Genomic DNA, 21,943 nt, shown 5'->3' on the forward strand with positions numbered 1-21,943 from the left:
ATCCTATCTCGAAGTCGGAATAATAAGTATAGCGATACGATCTCACCAACTTTTTTTACTCGTTCTGCGTAATCGTTCCCGTAACATTCGCGGACTCTGGTGCATCTACTGAGTGCCCGTTCGCATCGATATCTCCATCAACGAGGACGTTCTCCCCAAGATCAACGCCGGGGTCCATACCGCTGCCTTCAACTGTAATATCTCCTCTTACAATCACGTTTTTGTCTAACTGGACTTCTTCATCAATTGTTTTGATTGAGCCATCCATTTCTGTATCTTGTTTTAATGTCAGTGTATCTCCGTTCGGCTCTTCGGGAAGTGCAATATCACCGTTAATCGTCGCTTCATCTTTGACTGTTGGCATGGAACCACTATTGAGGTTCCCAGTGAACTGCCCCTCTTGTTCGATATCAAAAGCAGATTCTGACGAGTCACTGAGTTTGACAGTACCGATGAGTTTAGCATCCTTCTCAATAGTCACCTTAATATCGGCCCGTCCACCGTCCTCACCAACAATATCGCATTTAAGAGGCGAATCATCTTCAGTGACGGTGAGATCATTGCCGTTGATGAGGGCGTCGCACCGGTCATACCTGTTTCCACGGACCTCATACGTGTCGAGCAATACCTTCGGACTCACTACCTGCAACACATCTCCTTCCTCAAGTGGGTCAGGACAATCACTCCTTTCGACGATCGTCACGTCACCCTTCTTGAGGGGACCACTGCCATCCCATTGACCACAGTCCCCTTCGCCTCTGAGCTGGATCTCAGTGCTATCAGCGGACAGTCCCCGAACATCGGTCAGCACGATGGCTACTGATTCATCTTCTTGAAAGACCATCTCTGCGCTTGGCGACTGCTGGAGAAAACCAACACTAAGAATTGCTGCTGCAAGAACTGTCATCACAGCCACAAACATTCCGATAAGCAACACGGTTCCAATAACAGGTGAAACTGCCCGTTCAGATGATTGAGAGCGACGTAACCGCATTATCTCCTCTTTCAATCACAGTGACTAATGTTTTTTGACTACCAATCTCAAGAGACAATCGCTCTATGATAGTCCACTGTATGCGGTTTTAGTCCCAATTTATGATCGGTACCACCCATCAGTAATTAATAGATGATCCAATAACTATATCTCATGATTACAGATGCTCGAGCCCTTAGATCGTCACATATCCCGAGCGACCTCCATCACTGGGATGCGAAAATCGAGCAGTTGGCCGATGCCCTCCGGCCCATCGCGGATGGGGACACCGGTGAGAACGTGCTCGTCTTCGGTCCGAGCGGGACGGGAAAGACGACTCTCGCGAGGTTCGTCGTTCGCCAACTCGAGCGAGAGACGCTCGATTTTCGGTGGGGCTATCACAACTGCATCTCCGGCTCGTCGAAAGCCGAGGTTCTCCACGGCGTGATGCGCGATGCGGGTCTCGGTGCGAACCTCAAGAAGCTGGGCTCGCCGACGAGTGCGTTCGTCGATTGGCTCCGCGAGAGCGACAAGCGCGTCGTCGCGGAGCGAGTGAACGCTACGCCTGAGGTGATCAGAGAGCATTACGACCATCCAGATCCGATTCGACGGATGCAGCCTCGTCGCGAGTTCTTGGACCAAGGTAATTCCGAATGAATGCCGATATCAGGCGTTACAGGCCTCCTAAAGGATTTATTGGGCACCTCGGCGGTCCCACTTTTTCGACACAGCAAGCGTGAGAGCAGAGCGACCGTTGATCGGGAGATTCGAGCGTCCCCGGATGTCCTCACACGGTACTGGCTACCCAACCACCGGGACTGTCCAGTCCCTAATCAGGCTTAAGAGATGTCTCCACTCGAGGCATTTGGTTCCGAGACGACGAATTCAGCCAGTTCTTCCTTTGAATGATCTTCGACCAGATGTTCGTCGACATTCTGGTCATCGGGAAGGTCTTCGTGACAAAGGGGGCATTCAACTGGGGGTTGAGTGCTCATACCGCCCGCAGTGGTCTGAGAAGCAAAAGTCTCTGGCTGGCAATCTCGCTTGTTACTCACTACTGACGGGTACTGAGCAAAGAGCATCTCTTCGAACGAAATGCGACGGGAAGGAGTTGCACCTTCGGCACACCCGTGGAACGGGCGCGTGTTACGCTACACCACCGTCGCATAACCTGCAGTCGTCCTCTTCTCGATCCGGTGCAAATAAAATGGGCCTTGAAATAGCTGACCGTTCATCCAGTACGGGCGTTGATCGAACGAACGGCGGTTCACAATGAGCCGTCTCATCGGATCGGGTCCGGAGCGGAGACGATCACGCTGGAACGAACGATGTGATTAACCGATGAACTCTCAGTGGCTGTAATTGCCTGCCAAACGACTACCGTGGCGATACTGTATCGAGGGAATTATAAACGGCACGGAGAATACCCGCGCCTTTAGGCGCGGGATGAATCCGACAACTCCTCCACAATCCACCGTCGATAGCCCGACTGGATATTCCACGCCCGAATCCGAACTTTTACAACAGAACGCCACATAACCTGTTATGGAAGTGTTCCACGATGCATATCCACCGCACCTACCGAGCGAAAATCCTCAACCACAGTCAGGTAGAGGACTCGCTCGACCGGCACGGGTGGAGTGCGTCAAAGCTCTGGAACGTTGCAAACTATCATTCCCGCCAAGTGTGGGATGAGACGGGCGAGATTCCAGACGATTCGGACTTGAAGGGCGAGTTGAAGACTCACAACAAGTACAAAGGATTGCACTCACAGTCCAGTCAGCGCGTTCTGGAGGAACTCGCTGAAGCCTTCAACTCGTGGAAGCAAAAGCGCAAGAACGATTCTCGTGCGAATCCGCCCGGCTACCGCAAGAAAAATTACTACGACTCAGAAGGCCGCCGTGTCCACGAAGAACACCCGCGCAGCACGGTGACGTGGAAGCAGAAAGGCATTCGTCACGACACCAACAACGGGCGAGTGCGCCTCTCTAAAGGAGCGAATCACAAGGAACACCCCCGAGCATGGGAATACATCCTTGTCGAATACGAAACGCGCCCCGGAGTTACCGTCGAGAACCTGCAACAAGTCAGGGCTGTCTACGACAAGGCGAAAGGGCGCTGGGAACTGCACTTAGTGTGTAAGCACGAAGTGGAGACACCCGACGCCCCCGGTGATGAGACGGCAGGTGTTGACCTCGGTATCTGCAACTTCGCCGCCGTCGCGTACAGTACCGAGGACGCCGACCTGTACCCCGGCAACCGCCTGAAACAGGACGGGTACTACTTCCCGAAAGAAATCGCCAAGTGTGACGATGCAGGCGGCCAAGAAGCAACTCGATTGCACGCGAAGTGGTCAGAGCGTCGAACCCACTTCTTCCACTCCTTAGCCAAACACATCGTTGAACGATGTGTCGAGCAAGAAGTGGGTCGAATCAACATCGGGAAACTCGCTGGTGTTCGTGAGGACGAGAACGGCGAGTCAAAGAACTGGGGTCGTCATGGCAACCTCGACCTGCATGGGTGGGCGTTCGACCGTTTCACCAACATCCTCGAATACAAGGCAAAGGCCGAGGGTATCGAAGTCGTAGAGGTTTCAGAGCGCGACACGAGCAAGACGTGTTGTGTCTGCGGTAGAGAAGACGATAATCAGCGTGTTGAGCGTGGCTTGTACGTGTGCAAGACGTGTGATGCGGCGTTCAACGCTGACGTGAATGGGGCGGAGAACATCCGTCTCGACATCAATCAAAGTAACTCCGAGTCTTCGCCCAGTTTGGACGAGGATAGGAGTAGCGGCTGGTTGGCACAGCCCGGAGTCTACCTTCATGACTTGTCCAGCGGATTCCAACCGCAGGCTCAAGTGGTAGACTGCAAACCTTAATATCCCAATCCAGCGGTGCGGTGCCGTGGGATTCCTCCGCGTTCACGCGGAGGAGGATGTCAATTGCATCCTCATTGCCGGAAGAGATATCATGAGAGAAGTGCCGACCAGTATCAGGGTTGTAGAGGGGGTCGCGGCATACGAGAATATCGATCCGGTCGAATTAGAGCCGCCGTTACACGAGGTGATCGATACGGATGCGCTCGATTCGTTGTTTCGGTCGGCCGCCGACTCGAGTGTCTCGATCGAGTTTACATACCGCGGGAAGCGCGTGTCTGTCGACGATTCGGGACAGGTCGAGGTGACGGACGCGTCCAGAGACGGCGGGAGTTCGACGGTCGCCGAATGATGACAGTCCCGGCCGACCGGAGCGGACAGCGCCGATCGTCTCAGATCGGAACGACGCTCGAGCGATCGCAGCGCCACTCCGTTGCAGTCGACTCGCGTTTCGGTGGCCCACCGAAACGGGGTGACGAGTTTCTCGATGGCGGTATTCAGTCACGAGCCTCGAGTTATAGTAGTCACTGACAGTCAGTGCACACCTAATCGCACGACTGCGTCGCGATCAGTGTGTAAATCGTTTCAGTGGCTACTATAGCCGTCCGACCCGACGAACGACGTTGCTGGTGTAAACATGTGGTCGTCGAGGTATCCCCAGTCGTCGAAGTCGTTGTTGCCGTCGCTCGCGGAGAAGCCGTAATAGTCACGCGGCGCGTTGTAGTTCATCACGCTCGAGTAGCTGCTGAAGCGGTACTCGTCGGTGTCAATCCCCTCGAAATCGGTGTTCGAGAGGCCGAGCGAGTGACCCAGTTCGTGCATCGCGGTCGATCCCGTTTGGTCGCGACCCGACTGTGATTCGACCATCATCGTCCCGAGGCCGGCTTTGCCGATGACGTTCCCCTCGCTCGTATCGCCGGCGACATCGTCGACGATAACCAGATAGTGATAGCCCAGCCCCTCTTGGTCGAAATGCTGTGCCCGGATCTGGTTGAGGTCGCCGACGTCGGTCTCCGACTCCCACGGAATCGTTTCGTCGAGTGTCACGTGAAGGTCCGCACCGGTCGAGCCGTCGGGGTTCTCGAGCGGGGCGTCCTCGAACTCGCTGGCGATCCGTTCGGCCTCGCGGCGCTCGAGGTCGGTCCGCTCCATGGTGTCGACCTCGACGTAGATGTCCGTTCTGAGCGGGTCGGCGTCGGGGAAGATGTCCGGTTTATTAACCTCTGCACCGTCGGTTAGCCCGTCGCCGTCCGTATCCGCCTCGGTCGGGTCGGTGCCGTACTCGCGGACCTCCGCGCTATCGGCCAGCCCGTCGTCGTCCGTGTCGGTGACGGTAGGGTCGGTCTCGTACTCGAGCACTTCCGGGCCGTCCTCGAGGCTGTCCCCGTCCGTATCGGCGTTCGTGGGCTGAGTTCCGTACTCCTCGAGTTCGTTGAAATCGGACAGGTCGTCGCCGTCCGAATCCGCCGCGAGCGGATCGGTGTCGTACTCGCGCACTTCGTCGCCGTCCGCGAGTCCGTCGCCATCAGTATCCGCTTCGGTCGGATCGGTGCCGTACTCGCGGACCTCCGCGCCGTCTGCGAGGCCATCGCCGTCGCTATCTGCCTCGAGGGGGTCCGTCCCGATCTCGTACACCTCCGTGCCGTCGTCGAGTTCGTCGCCATCGGTATCGGCGACGGTGGGGTCGGTCCCGTATCGCCGTTCCGCCCCGTCCTCGAGGCCATCACCGTCGGTGTCGGCGTCGAAGACCGCGGTCCCCTCGCGGATCTCGGTCACCGGCGCGACCCCGTCGGCATCGGGATCGACGACCGTCGTCCCCCCGACGAATCCGACGGTACCGAGTCCGACGACGAGGACGAGAGCGAGACCTGCACTGGACCGCAACGATACCATTTCCTGAATGTCAGAAACGAGGAACTATCTGTATTGTGGCTTCGTGACGGAGCGGACCAATCCTATCCCGGTGCCCGCATCGACTTCGATCCCTTCCCGCCAGTTTCACTTTCACCACGCTGTCCAAACCCTCTTACACGCCGGTCCCCGAGACGACGGTAATGGACGGGAACGAGCGCCTCGAGTTGCCGGTTTCCGACGATACTCTTCCGTTCGACCCGGCCGACGCCGCGATCGAGGACGGCGACGTGTTCGAGTTGCTCGAGCCCGCGGTACAGGAGTGGTGGCTCGAGGAATTCGGCGAGTTCGTTCCCGAGAACGACGGCTTCTTTACGCCGCCACAGCAGGGGGCTATCCCGAAGATCCACGATGGGACGAACACCTTGGTCTGTGCGCCGACCGGGAGCGGAAAGTGCGTGAAGCCGGATACGCCGATGGTCGTCCAAGACGATGGAGATGCAACAGTTGTTCGGGCGGAAGGCCTTCTCGAACGCCGACACAGAAAAGTTACGGATGTTGACGAGGACGGCGAACTGTACACGAGTTCGATCGAAGCGTACTCGCTCGACGAAGACGAACTCTCGCTCCGTGAGTCGATGGTGTACTCGGAATCCTACGACGGACCGATCCATCGGATTCAAACTTCGTACGGAAGAGAGGTCGAGGTTACACCGGATCATCCGCTTCTCGTCGAGACGGCATCCGGTCCCGAGTGGCGACCGGCACGTGAGATCGAAGACGGTGACCGGATCGGAATTCCAACGCACATCGATCTTCCCGAGCGTGACATCGAGCTCAACGTGGGTGCAGCGCTCGATCGGCTTCGATCGGAATTCCCGCTGGTTGCGACCGAGGCGGAGTCAGACCGGGTCGTCGCTCGTCTCGAGGAAGAAGTCCCCATTTCGGCGTTCGACGAGTACGAACGGCGACTCGCACTCGCACTCGCGGACCTCACCTACGCAGACGTAGCGGATCGGCTGTCCATCGGCCTCGCGTCCGTCTCAAAGCTCGTAAACGGTACGAGCGAGTACTGCTCCGAGGAATTTCTTGAGTTACTTCGAGAAGCGTATACGCGGCTTCCTCCCGGCGAGGTACTCGTCAAAACGGACAACGGTCGCGTTTCCCGATTTCGCTATCCAACCACGCTCGACTCTGATCTCGCAGAACTAGCTGCGTTTGTTCTCGGAGAGGGACTCATCGGAGAGTACGAACGGAACCGGTTTGTGATGATTACGCAGAAAAATCGGACCGAGATTCTCGAACGCGCAATGGAGACGATGTGGGATCAGTTCGGTATCGCATTCGAACAAAAGTCGGAAATCGACTACGTTATTTCCGACGCGGCGTTTTCCGTGTTCTTTGCAGAACTGCTGGATATTGAACCCGGACCGGGCCGTGACGTGTCGCTTCCGAACTGGGTGTTGAACGCGTCCAAACCGATCAAACAGTCGTTCCTTTCGACGTTTCTGTCGTTAGAGGCGGAGGTCCAATCCAACGAGGTTCGTCTCGTACAGGCCAACGAGTTGAAAATAGAGCAGTTGACATACCTCTTGCTCTCGTTCGGAATTCTCCCGGCCCGCGGTCGCCGGGAGAAGTACGCGACGAATACGGACGAACAAACGGAGCGAACGTATCATTCGCTCACAATTCGCGGAATCGAGAACCTGTCGACGCTCCTGTCAGCGTGTTCGATCGTCCATCCGAACGTCGACCAGTTGGAAGCACACACCACCGGACAGCGTTCCGGAAACCACATCGGACGGCACGCCTTCGACTATCGGGACATTCGTTCGCTATCGAAGTACTTCGAGAACGATCGGGAATTCAATGCCGAGCTCGGCAACATCTACGAAGTGGCCAGACGAAGCGGATATCTTACGGAACAAGCACTGGACACGCTGTCTACGAAACTGCAGTCGCTGCCGTCTGACGAAACGACACGAGAACTCACAGCGAAGATCGACAGTATTCGCAGCCGAAACATCGCTTGGGTAACCGTAGAATCGAACGAGACGTCCCCCTACAACGGTACGATCGTCGATCTCAGTGTTCCGGACACGCACAACTTCGTCGGTGGGCGCGGTGGATTGTATCTTCATAATACACTCGCATCCTTCACATCGATCATTAACGAGCTCTACAAGCGTGATCGCGACACCGAAGACGGCCTCGAGAACTCGGTGTACTGTCTCTACGTTTCGCCGCTGAAATCCCTCGCGAACGACATTCACCGCAATCTCGAGGTCCCCCTCGAGGGGATCGAAGAGATCGTCGCCGAACGCGACGGCGAGGAGTCGATGGGCGAGATTCGCCACGCGATCCGTCACGGCGACACCTCCTCGAGCGACCGCCAGAAGATGCTCGAGGAGACGCCCCACATCCTCAACACGACCCCCGAAACCCTCGCGATCTTGCTCAATTCGCCGAAGTTCCGCGAGAAACTCCGCACCGTCGAGTACGTCATCGTCGACGAGATCCACTCGCTGGCGGCGGGCAAACGGGGGACCCACCTCTCGGTCAGTCTCGAGCGACTCGAGGCGATGGCCGAGGGGGACATTACACGGATCGGCTGTTCGGCGACGATCGAGCCCCTCTCTCGAGTCGCGGAGTTCCTCGTCGGGTGCGAGGAAACCGGCGAGCCCCGCGACTACGAGATCGTCGACGCGCGCTTCGCCCGCGAGTTCGATATGCGACTCGAGTGTCCCACGGACGACCTGATCAACACGCCACGCGAGGTCGTCCAAGAGCGGTTCTACCGGATGCTTCACGAGCACATTCAGGCGCACACGAACACGCTGGTCTTTACCAACACGCGCTCCGGGGCCGAACGCGTCCTCCACAACCTCCGTGAAGAGTTCGACGCCTACGACGAGGACAACTCGGGTTGTCACCACGGCAGCCTCTCGAAGGAGGTGAGACAGGACATCGAGGGGCGACTGAAAGACGGCGATCTCGACGTGGTCACCTCCTCGACGAGCCTCGAGTTGGGGATCGACATGCCCCACGTCGACCTCGTCGTGCAGGTCGGCTCGCCGAAGTCCGTCGCTTCGTTGCTCCAGCGGATCGGCCGCGCGGGCCATCGCGTCGGCCAGACGGTGACCGGCCGGGTCATCGCGCTCGATCGGGACGAACTCCTCGAGTGTGCGGTCATGCTCAAAAAGGCCGAAGACGGGTTCGTCGACTCGGTGTCGATCCCCGAGAACGCACAGGACGTGGCCGCCCAGCACGTCTACGGGATGGCGATCGCGGAGATCAGACCCGAAGCCGAACTGAAGCGGATCCTCCGTCGGGCCTACCCCTACCGGAACTACACCGAAACGGAGTACGAGTCGCTCATGCGATACCTCACCGCCGAGTACGCCGGCTTGGAGGAGAAAAACGTCTACGCAAAGGTCTGGCGCGACGAAAACGACCCGCCCGACGGCCAACACCATCACGAGGAGTTCCCCGTCGGCGAGCCGCTGATCGGGAAACGCGGCCGCCTCGCGCGGGTCATCTACATGACCAACATCGGCACGATTCCGGATTCGTTCGCCTGCGACGTCAAGACGCGTGCAAGCGACGAGTGGGTCGGCCAACTCGACGAGTCTTACCTCGACACCTTAGAGAAAGGCGACGTCTTCGTCCTCGGTGGCGACCACTTCGAGTATCGCTACCGGCGCGGGTCGAAGGTCTACGTCGACCGCACGAGCGCCCGACCGACGGTCCCCTCGTGGTACTCCGAACGGCTCCCGCTGTCCTACGATCTGGGCTGTGAGATCCTCGAATTTCAGGGCGAACTCCTCGAGCGCTACGCGGCCGGCGGGCCGCCGCGGGTCCGCGCGTGGCTCCGGGAGTTCCCGCTTGACGACGACAGCGTGCGAGCGATCGCCCGACTGTTCGACTACCAGTGTCAGTACGCGGGCGCGGAAAGCGTGAGCACGAGCGACCGGCTTGCGGTCGAAGTCGTCCGGGACCGCGAGGAGTACGGGCGCCACTACTACGTTCACTCGACGTACGGCCGCAAGGTCAACGACGGGCTCTCGCGGCTGCTCGCCTACCGCTGTGCGCAGGAGGCGACCGCCAACGTCCGCGTTGCGGTCGCGGACAACGGCTTCGTCCTCTCGATGCCGCTGAACCGGAAAGTCGACATCGAGGGGATCATCGCGGACCTCGCGGCCGAGGACGTTCGCGGCGATCTCCGGGCCTCCCTCTCGGGAACCGACCTGCTCCAGCGCTACTTCCGGATCAACGCGACGCGCGCCCTGATGATCCTCAAGCGTTACAAGGGCTACGAGAAGTCCGCGGCCGAACAACAGGTTTCCAGCGAGATGCTGCTCGGTTTCGCCGAGGATCTCGAGGACTTTGCAGTGATCGAGGAGACCTACCGCGAGATCCTCGAGGACAAACTGAACGTAAGCGAGATCGAAGACATCGTCGACGCGATCGACGCGGGCGAGCTCGCCGTCTCCCGGCGACTCCTCGATTCGCCGACGCCGCGGGCGTTCGGGCTCGCGACGCTGTCGGCAAGCGATGTCGTCCTCGCTGAGGACGAGAGCGCTGCCTTGCAGTCGTTCCACGAGCACGTCCTCGAGGAGATCGGCGAGGAGTCGCTGGCGGGACTGACGGCGGGTTCCGAAGACGAGTAGCTCCGGGTGCCAGTAGCGGTTAACATCGGTAGCCCTCTCCCAAACTGACTTTATCTTGGAAGGTGAACCAGTGGTGTGTTACCGATGACTGTGCGAGAGAAGCCCACACGGACTGACCGAGTTCAACGGTATCGTCGACTCACTGCCGTTCTCCGCCGCTCGGAGGACGCCGCGAACGGGGGAAGCTGAATGGTCGACCACGACGCGTGGAGCGACCGGCAGTCGTCGACGACGGTCTCGGTCGACGGCCACGACCTCGAGGTCGCCTATCACGAGGACGGCCCCGACGAGAGCGCGGCCCCGCCGGTCGTCTTCCTCCACGGCATTCCGACGTGGTCGTTCCTCTGGCGCGACATCGTCCCGGCGGTCGCCGAGGATCGGCGGACCATCGCCCCCGATCTGGTCGGCTACGGCAACTCCGCGATGGGCGACGGCTTTGACCGCTCGATTCGCGCACAGGAAGAAATGCTCGAGGCCCTGCTCGACGACCTCGGTATCGAGGAGATCGCGCTGGTCGCCCACGATATCGGCGGCGGCGTCGCACTACGCTTTGCCGCCCACAACCCCGAACGGGTCGAGCAACTCGTCCTCTCGAACGCCGTCTGTTATGACTCGTGGCCCGTCGAGTTCGTTTCGGAGTTGGGGCTTCCGTCGACCGCCGACCTCGAGCGGGCAGACCTCGAGTCGCGACTCGACTCGGCGTTCGTCGAGGGGGCCTACGGCGAGGCAGACCCCGAGTTCGTCGCGGGGATGAAAGCGCCGTGGCAGACCGACGAGGGCCACCTGTCGCTGGTTCGGGACGCCGTCGCGACGAACACGAACCACACGACCGAACTCGACTACGGCGCGATCACCGCCGAGACGCTGTTGCTGTGGGGCGAAGACGACGTCATGCAGCCCTACGCGTACGCCGAGCGACTCGCCAAGGACCTCGCCGACGCCGAACTCGCACCGCTGTCGGACGCCTACCACTGGGTTCCCGAGGACCAGGCGGACGCCTACGCCCACCGGCTCCGTGAATTCCTGACAGGAGCGCAAGTGTAACAATATGTCAGCCACGACAGTCACGATACCATGAGCGACGAACCACCGAACTGGGATTTCAAGGACCGCGATATCGCGATTCTCTGTGAACTCTCGAACGATCCGCAACTCTCCTCGCGGGAACTCACACAGGTACTCGAGGCGGAGTACGACATCGACGTCTCCCATGTCACCGTCAGCGAGTCGATCAGGCGGATGCGCGACGAGGGTGTCTTCCGCGAGGCGATCATCCCAAACGAGGAGTACTACATTTTCGCACTGTTCGAGTTCAAGTTCAACGCGGAGAACTTCGCCGACAACTGGCGCGAGGCGATGGAGCACATCAAGGCGGACAAACACACCCTGTTTTTCTTCCTCTCTGACGGGGAGTACCAGTGGAAGACGGTGATGATGTTCCGCGACCGGCAGGAAGTCTCCCAGTGGATCCACGAGTGTTACACGGAGTACGGCAACGTCATCGCGAACATCCGGAACTCGGCAGTCCACAACGTCCTCAAGTTCCAGACCGATCCCCGGATCTACGAGGACTTACGAAAGGAACGCAACGAGCGGTAACCCGTCGCCGCTCCAATTTTCCCGCAGTCAGCTATCGCCGATGCCGTCGCGGAACAGCCGGTAGGTCGTGCGACCGACGGCGGCTTCGCCGTCGGCTCCCTCGACGGTGACGTCCGTGACGCCGGTCGAGCCGCCGGCGCGGAGCACCTCGGCTTCGGCGCGCAGGTCGCCGGTCGCGGGGCGGAGGTACGAGACGTTGAGATCCGTGGTCGTCAGGTGGGCCTCGCTGGGGTTCTCGAACGTGCTCCGCAGCGCGAACGCGCTCGCGGTGTCGACCAGCGTCGCGACGATCCCGCCGTGGACCGGATCGTAGCCGTCGCTGCCGATCGGGTTCTCGAAGTCCTCGTTCCGTTCGACGACGAGGACCGCCCGTCCCTCCTCGAGGGAGTCGACCTCGAGGTCGAGCCACGACAGGTAGCCGTGGCGGTCGACGAACGACGCCCACTCCGGCCAACCCGGCGTGTCTGACGGCCCGTCGGTCATCTCACTCGCCCTCGAACTCGGGCTCGCGGTCCTCGGCGAACGCCGCGGTGCCTTCCAGTACGTCGTCGGTGCTGATCAGGAGCCCGAAGCCCTGGCTCTCCATGGCGAGTGCGGCGTCGAGGCTGGCATCCTGGCCCTCGTTCATGACCTTCTTGGCGACTTTCAGGCCGATCGGCGGGCCACTGTGCAGGTCGTCGACGAACTCCTCGACGGTGTCGTCGAACGCGTCGCGCTCGACGGAGCGGTTGATCAGGCCCCAATCTTCGGCGCGGTCGGCGTCGATGTGGTTGCCCCGGAAGACCAGTTCCTTCGCGCGGGTCTCCCCGAGGATGCGGGTGAGCCGCTGGGTCCCGCCGCCGCCGGGGATCAGGCCGAGGCCGATCTCCGGCGCGCCGAAGGTAGAACGCTCGGTGGCGATCCGCAGGTCACAGGCCAGTGCGAGCTCGAGGCCGCCGCCGAGACAGAAGCCATCGATCTTCGCGAGGACGGGCCGCGGGAAGTCGTTGACCGTCTCGAAGGCCGGCGTGACGTCCATCATGTCGGTCGGGTCCGTGTCGCCGAAACCGGAGATGTCCGCGCCGGCGCTGAACGCGCGGTCGCCCGCGCCCTCGATGGTGACACACCGGACCTCGTCGGTGTCGACCGACGTGAGCAGGTCGTCGATCTCGGCGAGCAGGTCGTTCGAGAGCGCGTTCATCCGGGACGGCCGGTCGAGTTCGATTTCGAGGAGGCCGTCCTCGAGCTCGTAGTTCAGGTCGTGGTAGGGACCGAGTTCGGCGTCGCCGTAGTCGTAGAAGCCGGCACCGGCGTCCTCGCCGGTCTTGCCCTCCGCGACGAGTTCCTCGAGGTACGAGTGGGGTTCGAACCGGTCGGCACCGGTCTCCTCGTACAGCTCCTCGAGTTTCTCGAGGACCGTGTCGAGGCCGATCTTGTCGGCGCGGCGGCAGATTCCCTCGGGGAAGCCCAGCCCGAGCTGGACCCCGGTGTCGACCTCCTCGGGGGTCGCGACGTCCTCACCGACGAGGAAGGCCGCGCGGTTGATCATGCGGGCCTCGACGCGGAGCCAGTCGAAGTCGTCCGCGTCCTCGGGCTCGTAGTCCGCGCCGTCGCCGTCCTCGTAGTCGTAGAAGCCCTTGCCGGTCTTCTGGCCGAGCTCTTCGGCCTCGACTTTCTCCGCCGTGATCGGCGGGATTGGGCTGTCGCCCTCCTTGCGGACGTGGTACCCGACGTCGATCCCGGTGAGGTCGGCGAGTTCGAACGGTCCCATCGGGTAGCCCCGCTCGTGGGCCATCGTCGCGTCGGCCTCGCGGATCGTCGCCTCGCCGTTCGAGACCATGAACGCGGGTTCGCCGCCGAAGGGACCGACGATCGTGTTGACGACGAATCCGCGGACGTCCTTGCGGACGTAGATCGGCGTCTTACCGACCGATTTGACCCACTCGTAGCCGGCCTCGGCGGCCTCGTCGCTGGTGTCTTCCCCGTAGATGACCTCGACGAGATCCATTTTCACCGGCGGGTTGAAAAAGTGCAGACCGAGCACGCGCTCGGGCGTGTCGACGGCCTCCGCGATGTCCGAAATCGGCAGGCTCGAGGTGTTCGTCGCGAGCAGCGTGTCCTCGCTCGTGTACTCCTCGAGATCGGTGAAGATGTCGTGTTTCAGGTCGAGGTCTTCGGGTGCGGCCTCGATGACGAGGTCGGCGTCGGCGACGGCCTCCTCGAGATCCGTCGTCGTGTCGATCCGCGAGAGCACTTCGTCGGCGGACTCGTCGATCAGGTCCTTTTCCTCGAGTTTCTGCAGGCTCCACTCGATGGAGTCGTAGCCGTCCTCGACGAACTCCGATTTGATGTCCCGCATCGTGACATCGTAGCCGCCCATGGCGGTTACTTCGGTGATCCCATGTCCCATATTCCCCGCGCCCAGAACCGCAACGCGGTCGATGCTGTCCAGTGACATGGTCGTCCCATCGGGAGGAAATGTCTTAATTCCACCGACACCGCTTTACCATTGTTAAGAGTTGCTTCGAGCCGCTCACAATCCGTATACCGACGGCCGGCTGCTGAAACTGTTGTAATGTTTGTAGCCGTTTATTCGGCAGCGCTACGGTTCTCGCAGCCGACTGTCGCTGACCGCCGGCAACGATACCGCGTCAGTTCAGACTCGACCGCGGCGCTCAGAGCTCCACAAACCGAATGGGGCTCTTAGAGCGGCTCGTCGCCCTCGATGATCCGCTTCGCTCGAGCGGCAAGCGCCGGCACGCGATCTTCCATCTTCGGATACATCGGATCGTCGCTGTTGCCCTCGAGATAGCGCCGGAAGAACATCTCGCCGAGGCCCGCCAGCTTGTAGACGGCGAGCGTTCGGTAGAACCGTTCGTGTTCGAACGCGTAGCCGGTTCGGTCCTCCCACCGCTCGACCAGTTCGACCCGACTCGAGTACCCCTCTCGTTCCATAAAGCGGGTCGTCAGTTCGGGAATCGACGGCTCGGGGTCTTTCGCGTCGCGCCAATAGGAGAGCATCCAGCCCAGATCCGCCCGCGGGTCGCCGAGCGTGGCCATCTCCCAGTCGAAGACGCCGACCAGTTCCGGCGGCGTTCCGGGGGCGAACATCACGTTGTCGAGCTTGTAGTCGCCGTGGACGAGCGTGTGGGGGTGCTCTTCGGGCACGTTGTCGCGGAGCCAGTCGCCGACCTCGTGGAGGTCGGGCACCTCGCGTTCGTCCTCGGTGACTTCGAAGGCCCACGAGAGCTGTTTCCCCCAGCGGTCGACCTGTCGTTGGGTGTACCCCTCGGGGCGGCCGAACTCGCCGAGACCGATCTCCTCGTACTCGAGGTCGTGGATTTTCGCCAGCGTATCGACGAGTTCCTCGCCGATCCGACGGCGGTGCTCGGGTGCGGCGAACCGCTCGGGTTCGCCCTCCCGGAGCACGTCGCCCTCGAGCCGTTCCATCACGTAGAAGTCGCTGCCGATGACGTCGTGGTCCTCGCAGGCGAGCAACGGCTCCGGAACCGGCACGTCCGTGTCGGCGACGGCGTTGGTCACCCGGTACTCGCGGAGCACGTCGTGGGCCGTGTCGGCGGTTTCGCCCGGCGGCGGTCGCCGGATCACGAGTTCGCGATCCCCCCACGTGACGAACAGGGTCTCGTTCGAGTGGCCCTCCTGATGACGGGCGATATCGTAGTCATCGGCCTCACCGAGGTTCGCTTCGAGATATGCGACCAGTGCGTCCTCGTCGACGAGGCGTTCGTAGTAGTTCTCGCTCATGGGACTCTCCATACCGGTGTGGTGGCTGCCGTTAGATTTCGGCTCTCGATCGACATGGTATACGGTAGCATAACTGGCTGCCTAACGAAAATAGTTACGCTGTCGTCCATATTTTACAATGTTCATCTAAGTGTCTACAGGTCCCGAACCGGTCCTGATCCACGGAACCGCTCGCAACCGGTCTCGTCACGGTCGCCTCTGCCGTCGCTGGACTACGTTTCGCCGTCCGGCGAGCGCTGTCCATCGCCGTCGACGATCTCGAGTACCTCGTCCGGCGATTCGATCCGGTAGGCGACCGCCGGGCCGTCGTCGGCTCCGAACGCGACCCCGTGCATTCCCGCCTCGGCGGCCCCCTTGATGTCGTGTTCGTAGCGATCGCCGAACATCAACGACCGCTCGGGATCGACGCCGGCCGTCTCGAGCGCCGTCTCGAACATCGCCGGATCGGGTTTAGTCCGGCCGACCGCCTCCGACGTGGTGATCGAATCGAAACGGTCGCGGACGCCGAACCGCTCGAGCATCGTCCTGCCTTCCGCGTCGTCGACGTCGCTGATGACGCCGAGGTGGAGGTCCCGGTCGGCGAGACGTTCGATCGTCTCGACGGCACCCGGAACCGGCTCGATCGACGAGCGAACGACCTCGTCGAATCGGGGCTGCCACTCCTCGCGCGGGACTTCCTCGCCGACGATCGCCTCGACGCCGCGGTGATAGCCGTCCCGCGCGGAGCGGAACTCGGTCCCGTCGCGCTCGCGGAAGTACTCTCCGACCGCCGTCCGCCACGTGTCGACGGCCTCTTCGACCGTCGCGTCGACCGCGTGGCGCTCACACAGGTCCGCGACGAACTCGGCGTGTGCGCCCTGTACCGACTCGAGTGCGAGGATCACGCCGCCGATGTCCCAGAAGACCGCCTCCCACTCGTCGGGACCGCCGGTTTCCGGCTCGGTCGCGCTCATCGGTCGTCCCCTCGAACCGTCGATCGATCGGCCACGTCTATCCCACCACCGTCGCTCTCGAGTCCCCGCTTCGAGTCGCATTCGAGCGTGTGTCCGGTCATGAGATCTCTGACTCCCCGCGGCGGCGAGCGTTCGGCCGACGCCGTCGCGTGAGTATCTGTGTCATCGCTTGCCATTCACTTACCGGTACGGTATCTATGCCCATCTTTATTAACAGTTGCTACGAATAGGGTAGTGGGACTAACAATGGTAAGAGTTCGAACGCCGATCGCGGTTGCAGGTGATCGCTCATGAGTACCGACCAGTTCAGCGTCGATGGCGACGTCGCCATCGTCACCGGCTCCTCGAGCGGGATCGGGAAGTCGATCGCGGAGCGGTTCGCAGACGACGGCGTCGACGTCGTCGTCTGCTCGCGCGAGCAGGACAACGTCGATCCGGTCGCCGAGGGCATCAACGAGAGCGACAGGCCGGGCCGCGCGCTGGCCGTCGAGTGCGACGTGACCGACCGCGACGCCGTCGAGGCGCTCGTCGAGGCCACCGTCGAGGAGTTCGGCGGGCTGGACGTGCTGGTCAACAACGCCGGGGCCTCCTTCATGGCCGACTTCGACGACATCTCGCCGAACGGCTGGGAGACGATCATCGATATCAACATCAACGGCACCTATCACTGCACCCACGCCGCCGCGGAGTACCTCAAGGACGGCGGCGGCGCGGTGATCAACCTCGCCAGCGTGGCCGGCCAGCGCGGCTCGCCCCTGATGAGCCCCTACGGCGCGGCCAAGGCGGCGGTGATCAACCTGACGACGACGCTCTCTTACGAGTGGGCCGACGACGACGTCCGCGTCAACTGCATCGCACCGGGCTTCGTCGCGACGCCGGGCGTCGAGAGCCAGATGGGCGTCTCCGCGGACAACATCGATCGCGAGGAAGTCGCGCGCCGAATCGGCACCGTCGAGGAAATCGCCGATCTCACGCAGTTCCTCGCCAGCCCCGCGTCGTCGTACATCGTCGGCGAGACGGTCACGGCCCAGGGGGTCCCCCAGATCAGCGAAGACCGCGAGATCTGAGACCGCGGCCGGTCGGCAACCACGGTTGCGCCACGTCACCCGTTCACCGAGCACAGACGCCGGCGGTGCAGTCGTAAACGGACGAACCGAGAGTACAAACGGTGTCACTCGAACGGCCACTGGAAAAATATCGCGATCAACTGTCCGATCGTTCAGTCGTCGCTCGGTGCCGCAGTCTGCTGGTCTTTGACGTGCGTGACGATCTCCGCGGTCTCGGAAACGAAGTCATCGTACTCGACTTCCGCCCCGTGGAGTACCGTCGAGAAGTATCGGACGTCGCTCGCGATCGCGACCGCCTCGGATAGCTGCTCGTCCGTCGCCTCCTCGAGTTTCGCCTCCTCCCTATGGAAGTGGACACAGTACGGACACTGGATCGCTGCCGCCGCTCCGAGGCCGACGAGAGCCTTCTCTCGCCCCTCGAGTTCCGTCTCCCCTAACTGGAGATCGCGGACGGTCTTCCAGCTGTTGTCCGCGGCTTGCTCCGGAAGCGCGTCGATCCAGCTCGGAACCCGTCCGAGATACTCCTCGATCTCCGCTCGCGTTTCAGTTGTTACCATTGCTGACCCTCCTATGGATCCCTCGTTCGATATCCGGACCGGACCCGGCAGTCGGCCACCGATCGGAGATCCGTAGGGTTTCACGATCCGCACCGAAGTGAAACTATCACACAGTCATTTGATAGCAGAATGGGTATATTTTACAACTTTCACGATAACTTCTGGACGGAGCCGATCTCGCTCCGCTCGTTCGTCTCTCGGCCGATTCGTCTCGACGGAAGCGGCTCGCCACCCGCCGAGAGTCCATGTAAACGCCCGTCATCACGCCACCGGTTCCCATACATCCAAAAGGCCGCGTTCCGTCTGTGTCCGACGATGACTGACAGAGATGTCCACTTGCCAGTCGCCGCACAGCCGACGATCGAGTCGATCGTCGACTACGCTCAGACGGCCGAAGCGGGCGGCTACGACTGCGCGTGGCTCCCCGAAACGTGGGGCCGGGACGGTGTCACCGTCCTCTCAGCGATGGCCGAACGCACGGAGTCGATCGATATCGGCTCGAGCATCCTGAACACCTACTCGCGGACGCCGGCCGTGCTGGGCCAGACGGCGGCGACGCTTCAGGAGCTCTCGGACGGACGATTCCGGCTCGGGCTCGGCCCGAGTGGGCCCGTCGTGATCGAGAACTGGCACGGCGTCGAGTACGGCAATCCGCTCCGGCGAACCCGCGAGACAGTCGATATCGTCCGGCAGGTGCTGTCGGGCGAAACCGTCGACTACGACGGTGAGGATTTCGACCTGTCCGGGTTCCGCCTGCGCTGTGATCCGCCCGAGACCCCGCCGCCGATCGAGGTCACCGGCATGGGACCCAAAGCCGTCGAACTCGCGGGCCGCTTTGCCGACGGCTGGCACGGCATCATGCTCACCCCCGAGGGGATGGCCGAACGCATCGGAGACATCGAGCGCGGTGCCGACCTCGGCAACCGCGACCCCGACGATGTCCAGGTCACCGCCGGCGTTACCTGCTGTGTGCTGGACGATCCGGCCGAGGCCCGCGCACTCGCCCGCCAGCACATCGGCTTCTACGTCGGCGGGATGGGGACGTTCTACCGCGACGCCCTCGAGCGCCAGGGCTACGACGAGGCCACGGAGATCTACGATTCCTGGCAGGATGGCGACCGCGAGCACGCTCTCGAACTGGTCGATGAGGTCATCCTCGACGACCTCTGTGCGGTCGGCGATCGTGAGACCGCCCGCGAGCAACTCGAGGCCTACGAGGCAGTCGACGGCCTCGACGCCATCGCAGTCAGCTTCCCGCGTGGCGCGAGCGAAGAGCAGGTCCGCCAGACGATGGATGCGGTCGCACCCGACGCCTGAACGCCCCTCGAGATCGTTCGGGGTAGAGCCACAGGGCGTCGGGACCCGTAGAGAACTGCCCTCTACCGGTTCTCGTCCGCTCCGAGCGACGGTTCTCCGACAGCTACAAACCGCCCATCCTCCCAGTTCGTAGTATGCCCGGCAAGGTGAGTCCGGACGAACTGCTCGCACACGTCTTCGAGCGGACGGGTGCGGCCGAAGCGGACGAGACGATACGACAGGGGCCCGCGGACGGCGAGGACGCCGCTGCGATCGACTGGCCCGACGGCGACGGCACGCTCGTGGTCAGTTCCGATCCGATCTCGCTCGCCGCCTCGCAGGTCGGTACCCTCGGCGTCGCCGTCGCGTCGAACGACGTCGCCGTCTCGGGGGCCGACCCGCGCTGGCTGACGGCCGTTGTCTTACTCCCCGGAGAGGCGGGTGAGGCCAACGGAGACGGCGACGACGGTAGCTCGCTCCTCGAGGAAATCTCTCAGGACCTCGACGCCGCCGCCCGGGAGATCGGCGCGTCGATCGTCGGCGGCCACTCGGAGTACGTCGACCAACTCGAGCGCCCGATCCTCTCGCTGACGGCGATGGGACAGACCGAGCGCTTCGTCCCGACCGGCGGCGCGGAGCCCGGCGACGCCGTGATCCTCACCAAGGCCGCAGGCATCGAGGGATCGGCCATTCTCGCGGCCGACTTCGGCGACGATCTCGCGGTCGATCCCGAAATCTGCGAGCGCGCCGAAGGCTTCCTCGAGGAGATCAGCGTCGTCCCGGAGGCTCGGATCGTCCGGGAGTACTCGACGGCGATGCACGACCCCACCGAGGGCGGCGTCGCGGCCGGCCTGCTCGAAGTCGCCCGCGCATCGAAGGTTCGGCTCGAGGTGGATCGCGACGCTGTCCCGATCCGCGAGGAGACTGCAGCGCTGTGCGAGGCCGCGGGCGTCGACCCGCTGCGGATCTTCGGCTCCGGGGCGCTGCTCGCGACCGTCCCCGGCGACGCGATCGACGACTGTCTCGCGGCACTCGACGACGCCGGCCTCGAGGCCGCCGAAATCGGCACCGTGCGGGATCTCGGCGGCGGCCCCGAATTCAGCCTCGACGGCGAGTCGATCACCGGCCCGATCGAGGACGACCTCTACCCACTCTGGGAGGCGGCCGACGCGGCGGAGTGAGCCGCGACTCCGTCCGCCTCGAGCAACGCGCCGATGGTCGCCTCGACGAGAACCCGTTCCGGATCGACGACCGCGTCCGCCCCGACACGCTCGCGGAACTCGGATCGTCCGCCAGCCGCGACGGCCACGATTCTGGTGTCGGTACGCGATCGCACCGCGGCGATCACCGCGTCCGCGTCGATCGCGGTGTCCGTCCCGGCTCCGACGAGGACCGCGTTACACGTCTCGAGGCCGGCCCGCTCGAGCGCGTCGTCAGTCGTCGGATCGCCGCTGATTGCGTCGACGCCGGACGGTAGCCGCCCGATTTCCCGGTTCGTGACGACGGCGACTGAGCCGCGGGACGCGAGTTCCTCGGCGACCGGCGCGATCGTCTCGTCGAACCCGAACACGACGATTCGGGCGTTCGTCTCGAGTCCGTCTTCGACCACGGCTCCGTCGGAATCGAGATGGGCCGTTGCGCGGCGACCAGTTCGCTTTAGATGTGCCTCGACCGCGGGGCCGAACAGGCTGCCGACCGTGGCGGCCAGCGTCGCCGGCCCGAGAACGACGAGCGAAATCGCGAACAGACGCCCCGTCTCGGTGGCCGCGTGCACGTCGCCGTAGCCGACCGTGCTCGCGGTCACGACGGTGAAATAGATCGCGTCGACGATGGTCTCGACACCGTCGAACTGGGCCCTGAGCGCGTACGCGCCGGCGGTTCCGTAACAGAAGACGCCGACGATCGACAGCAGCGCGCCGACCTGTGTCGCGTCGAGGGAACTCGAGCGCGTGAACCGGGGGCTCGTCGCGACGAGAACGACGAGACCGCCGATCGAGAGGACGACGAGCGGGGCGGACAGCGCTCGGAACTGGGCGATTCCGTGGACACCGGCCATGACGACGAGGACGACGGCAGCGACGAACGCCAGCCGGTAGCCCCGGCGCATCCCCCACGCGGTAACGAGCAGGGCGAAGCCGACGATCGAACCGCTGAACGCCGCGACGGACTGGACCACGCCGAGGGCCCCGTCGGCCTCGAGGCCCGGTTGCGTGAGGATCGCGCCGATCCCGGTCGCGATCGAGGCGAGCGCGACGACGGCGACGGCCCAAATCGCGAGCCGGCCGGCCGGTCGGCGAGCGTGAAACCACTCGAACATAGTGATTCCACGCCGTCGACGGCGGTAAACCCCCGGTCGAA

General features: G+C 62.5%; 17 protein-coding genes and 2 pseudogenes. 10 read left to right on the forward strand and 9 right to left on the reverse strand.

The window, feature by feature from the left end; genetic code table 11:
* Window positions 1-55: 55 nt before the first annotated feature.
* On the reverse strand, window positions 56-994 hold the full coding sequence (locus ACJYUO_RS09090) for an archaellin/type IV pilin N-terminal domain-containing protein (protein WP_494345057.1): 939 nt from the start codon (window positions 992-994) through the stop codon (window positions 56-58).
* Window positions 995-1,147: 153 nt separating this feature from the next.
* Between ACJYUO_RS09090 and ACJYUO_RS09095 the strand changes: the two are divergent.
* A pseudogene (locus ACJYUO_RS09095) lies at window positions 1,148-1,489 on the forward strand (AAA family ATPase); the annotation flags it as partial.
* Window positions 1,490-1,510: 21 nt separating this feature from the next.
* Window positions 1,511-1,630, forward strand: a pseudogene (locus tag ACJYUO_RS09100) (tyrosine-type recombinase/integrase); the annotation flags it as partial.
* A gap of 182 nt (window positions 1,631-1,812) precedes the next feature.
* On the opposite strand, the gene ACJYUO_RS09105 reads toward ACJYUO_RS09100, so the two are convergent.
* Window positions 1,813-1,968 (reverse strand): hypothetical protein, encoded by a 156-nt coding sequence (locus ACJYUO_RS09105; protein ID WP_494345058.1) that lies wholly within the window; start codon window positions 1,966-1,968, stop codon window positions 1,813-1,815.
* Between the two features lie 566 nt (window positions 1,969-2,534).
* Here ACJYUO_RS09105 and ACJYUO_RS09110 point away from each other — a divergent pair.
* Window positions 2,535-3,851 carry an RNA-guided endonuclease InsQ/TnpB family protein gene (locus ACJYUO_RS09110; RefSeq protein ID WP_494345059.1) on the forward strand — a complete coding sequence of 439 codons (1,317 nt, stop codon included), beginning with the start codon at window positions 2,535-2,537 and terminating at the stop codon, window positions 3,849-3,851.
* Between the two features lie 91 nt (window positions 3,852-3,942).
* On the forward strand, window positions 3,943-4,200 hold the full coding sequence (locus ACJYUO_RS09115) for a HalOD1 output domain-containing protein (RefSeq protein ID WP_494345060.1): 258 nt from the start codon (window positions 3,943-3,945) through the stop codon (window positions 4,198-4,200).
* 233 nt (window positions 4,201-4,433) lie between these two features.
* Here ACJYUO_RS09115 and ACJYUO_RS09120 read toward each other — a convergent pair whose 3' ends face one another.
* Entirely contained in the window at window positions 4,434-5,741 is a 1,308-nt protein-coding gene (locus tag ACJYUO_RS09120; RefSeq protein ID WP_494345061.1) for a zinc metalloprotease, read from the reverse strand.
* A 161-nt stretch (window positions 5,742-5,902) separates the two neighbouring features.
* Here ACJYUO_RS09120 and ACJYUO_RS09125 point away from each other — a divergent pair, with 161 nt between their 5' ends.
* The 3 genes from ACJYUO_RS09125 to ACJYUO_RS09135 all read left to right on the forward strand — a co-directional run bounded on the left by ACJYUO_RS09125 (window position 5,903) and on the right by ACJYUO_RS09135 (window position 11,968).
* Window positions 5,903-10,369 (forward strand): ATP-dependent helicase, encoded by a 4,467-nt coding sequence (locus tag ACJYUO_RS09125; RefSeq protein WP_494345062.1) that lies wholly within the window; start codon window positions 5,903-5,905, stop codon window positions 10,367-10,369.
* A 189-nt stretch (window positions 10,370-10,558) separates the two neighbouring features.
* A complete protein-coding gene (locus ACJYUO_RS09130; protein WP_494345063.1) occupies window positions 10,559-11,413 on the forward strand; it encodes an alpha/beta fold hydrolase in 855 nt (284 codons plus the stop codon).
* Window positions 11,414-11,443: 30 nt separating this feature from the next.
* Window positions 11,444-11,968 (forward strand): Lrp/AsnC family transcriptional regulator, encoded by a 525-nt coding sequence (locus ACJYUO_RS09135; protein WP_494345064.1) that lies wholly within the window; start codon window positions 11,444-11,446, stop codon window positions 11,966-11,968.
* Window positions 11,969-11,995: 27 nt separating this feature from the next.
* On the opposite strand, the gene ACJYUO_RS09140 is transcribed toward ACJYUO_RS09135, so the two are convergent.
* The 4 genes from ACJYUO_RS09140 to ACJYUO_RS09155 form a co-directional block, all read right to left on the reverse strand.
* Window positions 11,996-12,451 (reverse strand): PaaI family thioesterase, encoded by a 456-nt coding sequence (locus tag ACJYUO_RS09140; RefSeq protein ID WP_494345065.1) that lies wholly within the window; start codon window positions 12,449-12,451, stop codon window positions 11,996-11,998.
* Window position 12,452: 1 nt separating this feature from the next.
* Window positions 12,453-14,405, reverse strand: coding sequence for a 3-hydroxyacyl-CoA dehydrogenase/enoyl-CoA hydratase family protein (locus ACJYUO_RS09145; protein ID WP_494345066.1), 1,953 nt, complete (start codon window positions 14,403-14,405; stop codon window positions 12,453-12,455).
* A gap of 245 nt (window positions 14,406-14,650) precedes the next feature.
* Window positions 14,651-15,712 (reverse strand): phosphotransferase family protein, encoded by a 1,062-nt coding sequence (locus tag ACJYUO_RS09150; protein ID WP_494345067.1) that lies wholly within the window; start codon window positions 15,710-15,712, stop codon window positions 14,651-14,653.
* Window positions 15,713-15,924: 212 nt separating this feature from the next.
* Window positions 15,925-16,665 (reverse strand): HAD family hydrolase, encoded by a 741-nt coding sequence (locus ACJYUO_RS09155; RefSeq protein WP_494345068.1) that lies wholly within the window; start codon window positions 16,663-16,665, stop codon window positions 15,925-15,927.
* A gap of 290 nt (window positions 16,666-16,955) precedes the next feature.
* Here ACJYUO_RS09155 and ACJYUO_RS09160 point away from each other — a divergent pair, with 290 nt between their 5' ends.
* Window positions 16,956-17,732 carry an SDR family NAD(P)-dependent oxidoreductase gene (locus tag ACJYUO_RS09160; RefSeq protein ID WP_494345069.1) on the forward strand — a complete coding sequence of 259 codons (777 nt, stop codon included), beginning with the start codon at window positions 16,956-16,958 and terminating at the stop codon, window positions 17,730-17,732.
* 152 nt (window positions 17,733-17,884) lie between these two features.
* On the opposite strand, the gene ACJYUO_RS09165 is transcribed toward ACJYUO_RS09160, so the two are convergent.
* A complete protein-coding gene (locus tag ACJYUO_RS09165; protein WP_494345070.1) occupies window positions 17,885-18,289 on the reverse strand; it encodes a carboxymuconolactone decarboxylase family protein in 405 nt (134 codons plus the stop codon).
* Between the two features lie 315 nt (window positions 18,290-18,604).
* On the opposite strand from ACJYUO_RS09165, the gene ACJYUO_RS09170 reads away from it, so the two are divergent.
* Window positions 18,605-19,606: a TIGR04024 family LLM class F420-dependent oxidoreductase gene (locus tag ACJYUO_RS09170; RefSeq protein ID WP_494345071.1), complete on the forward strand. Its 1,002-nt coding sequence runs from the start codon at window positions 18,605-18,607 to the stop codon at window positions 19,604-19,606.
* 134 nt (window positions 19,607-19,740) lie between these two features.
* A complete protein-coding gene (locus ACJYUO_RS09175) occupies window positions 19,741-20,766 on the forward strand; it encodes an AIR synthase family protein (protein WP_494345072.1) in 1,026 nt (341 codons plus the stop codon).
* On the opposite strand, the gene ACJYUO_RS09180 is transcribed toward ACJYUO_RS09175, so the two are convergent.
* Window positions 20,730-21,902 carry an ion channel gene (locus ACJYUO_RS09180; protein ID WP_494345073.1) on the reverse strand — a complete coding sequence of 391 codons (1,173 nt, stop codon included), beginning with the start codon at window positions 21,900-21,902 and terminating at the stop codon, window positions 20,730-20,732. The genes ACJYUO_RS09175 and ACJYUO_RS09180 overlap by 37 nt on opposite strands.
* Window positions 21,903-21,943: the final 41 nt, after the last annotated feature.

Source organism: Natrinema sp. CRL1 (assembly GCF_059162405.1).

What these genes read in the sequence shown, in the direction of transcription:
- ACJYUO_RS09090 (WP_494345057.1), bottom strand. Translation starts at nt 994, where the DNA reads ATGCGGTTACGTCGCTCTCAATCATCTGAACGGGCAGTTTCACCTGTT.
- ACJYUO_RS09105 (WP_494345058.1), bottom strand. Translation starts at nt 1,968, where the DNA reads ATGAGCACTCAACCCCCAGTTGAATGCCCCCTTTGTCACGAAGACCTT.
- ACJYUO_RS09110 (WP_494345059.1), top strand. Translation starts at nt 2,535, where the DNA reads ATGCATATCCACCGCACCTACCGAGCGAAAATCCTCAACCACAGTCAG.
- ACJYUO_RS09115 (WP_494345060.1), top strand. Translation starts at nt 3,943, where the DNA reads ATGAGAGAAGTGCCGACCAGTATCAGGGTTGTAGAGGGGGTCGCGGCA.
- ACJYUO_RS09120 (WP_494345061.1), bottom strand. Translation starts at nt 5,741, where the DNA reads ATGGTATCGTTGCGGTCCAGTGCAGGTCTCGCTCTCGTCCTCGTCGTC.
- ACJYUO_RS09125 (WP_494345062.1), top strand. Translation starts at nt 5,903, where the DNA reads ATGGACGGGAACGAGCGCCTCGAGTTGCCGGTTTCCGACGATACTCTT.
- ACJYUO_RS09130 (WP_494345063.1), top strand. Translation starts at nt 10,559, where the DNA reads ATGGTCGACCACGACGCGTGGAGCGACCGGCAGTCGTCGACGACGGTC.
- ACJYUO_RS09135 (WP_494345064.1), top strand. Translation starts at nt 11,444, where the DNA reads ATGAGCGACGAACCACCGAACTGGGATTTCAAGGACCGCGATATCGCG.
- ACJYUO_RS09140 (WP_494345065.1), bottom strand. Translation starts at nt 12,451, where the DNA reads ATGACCGACGGGCCGTCAGACACGCCGGGTTGGCCGGAGTGGGCGTCG.
- ACJYUO_RS09145 (WP_494345066.1), bottom strand. Translation starts at nt 14,405, where the DNA reads ATGTCACTGGACAGCATCGACCGCGTTGCGGTTCTGGGCGCGGGGAAT.
- ACJYUO_RS09150 (WP_494345067.1), bottom strand. Translation starts at nt 15,712, where the DNA reads ATGAGCGAGAACTACTACGAACGCCTCGTCGACGAGGACGCACTGGTC.
- ACJYUO_RS09155 (WP_494345068.1), bottom strand. Translation starts at nt 16,665, where the DNA reads ATGAGCGCGACCGAGCCGGAAACCGGCGGTCCCGACGAGTGGGAGGCG.
- ACJYUO_RS09160 (WP_494345069.1), top strand. Translation starts at nt 16,956, where the DNA reads ATGAGTACCGACCAGTTCAGCGTCGATGGCGACGTCGCCATCGTCACC.
- ACJYUO_RS09165 (WP_494345070.1), bottom strand. Translation starts at nt 18,289, where the DNA reads ATGGTAACAACTGAAACGCGAGCGGAGATCGAGGAGTATCTCGGACGG.
- ACJYUO_RS09170 (WP_494345071.1), top strand. Translation starts at nt 18,605, where the DNA reads ATGACTGACAGAGATGTCCACTTGCCAGTCGCCGCACAGCCGACGATC.
- ACJYUO_RS09175 (WP_494345072.1), top strand. Translation starts at nt 19,741, where the DNA reads ATGCCCGGCAAGGTGAGTCCGGACGAACTGCTCGCACACGTCTTCGAG.
- ACJYUO_RS09180 (WP_494345073.1), bottom strand. Translation starts at nt 21,902, where the DNA reads ATGTTCGAGTGGTTTCACGCTCGCCGACCGGCCGGCCGGCTCGCGATT.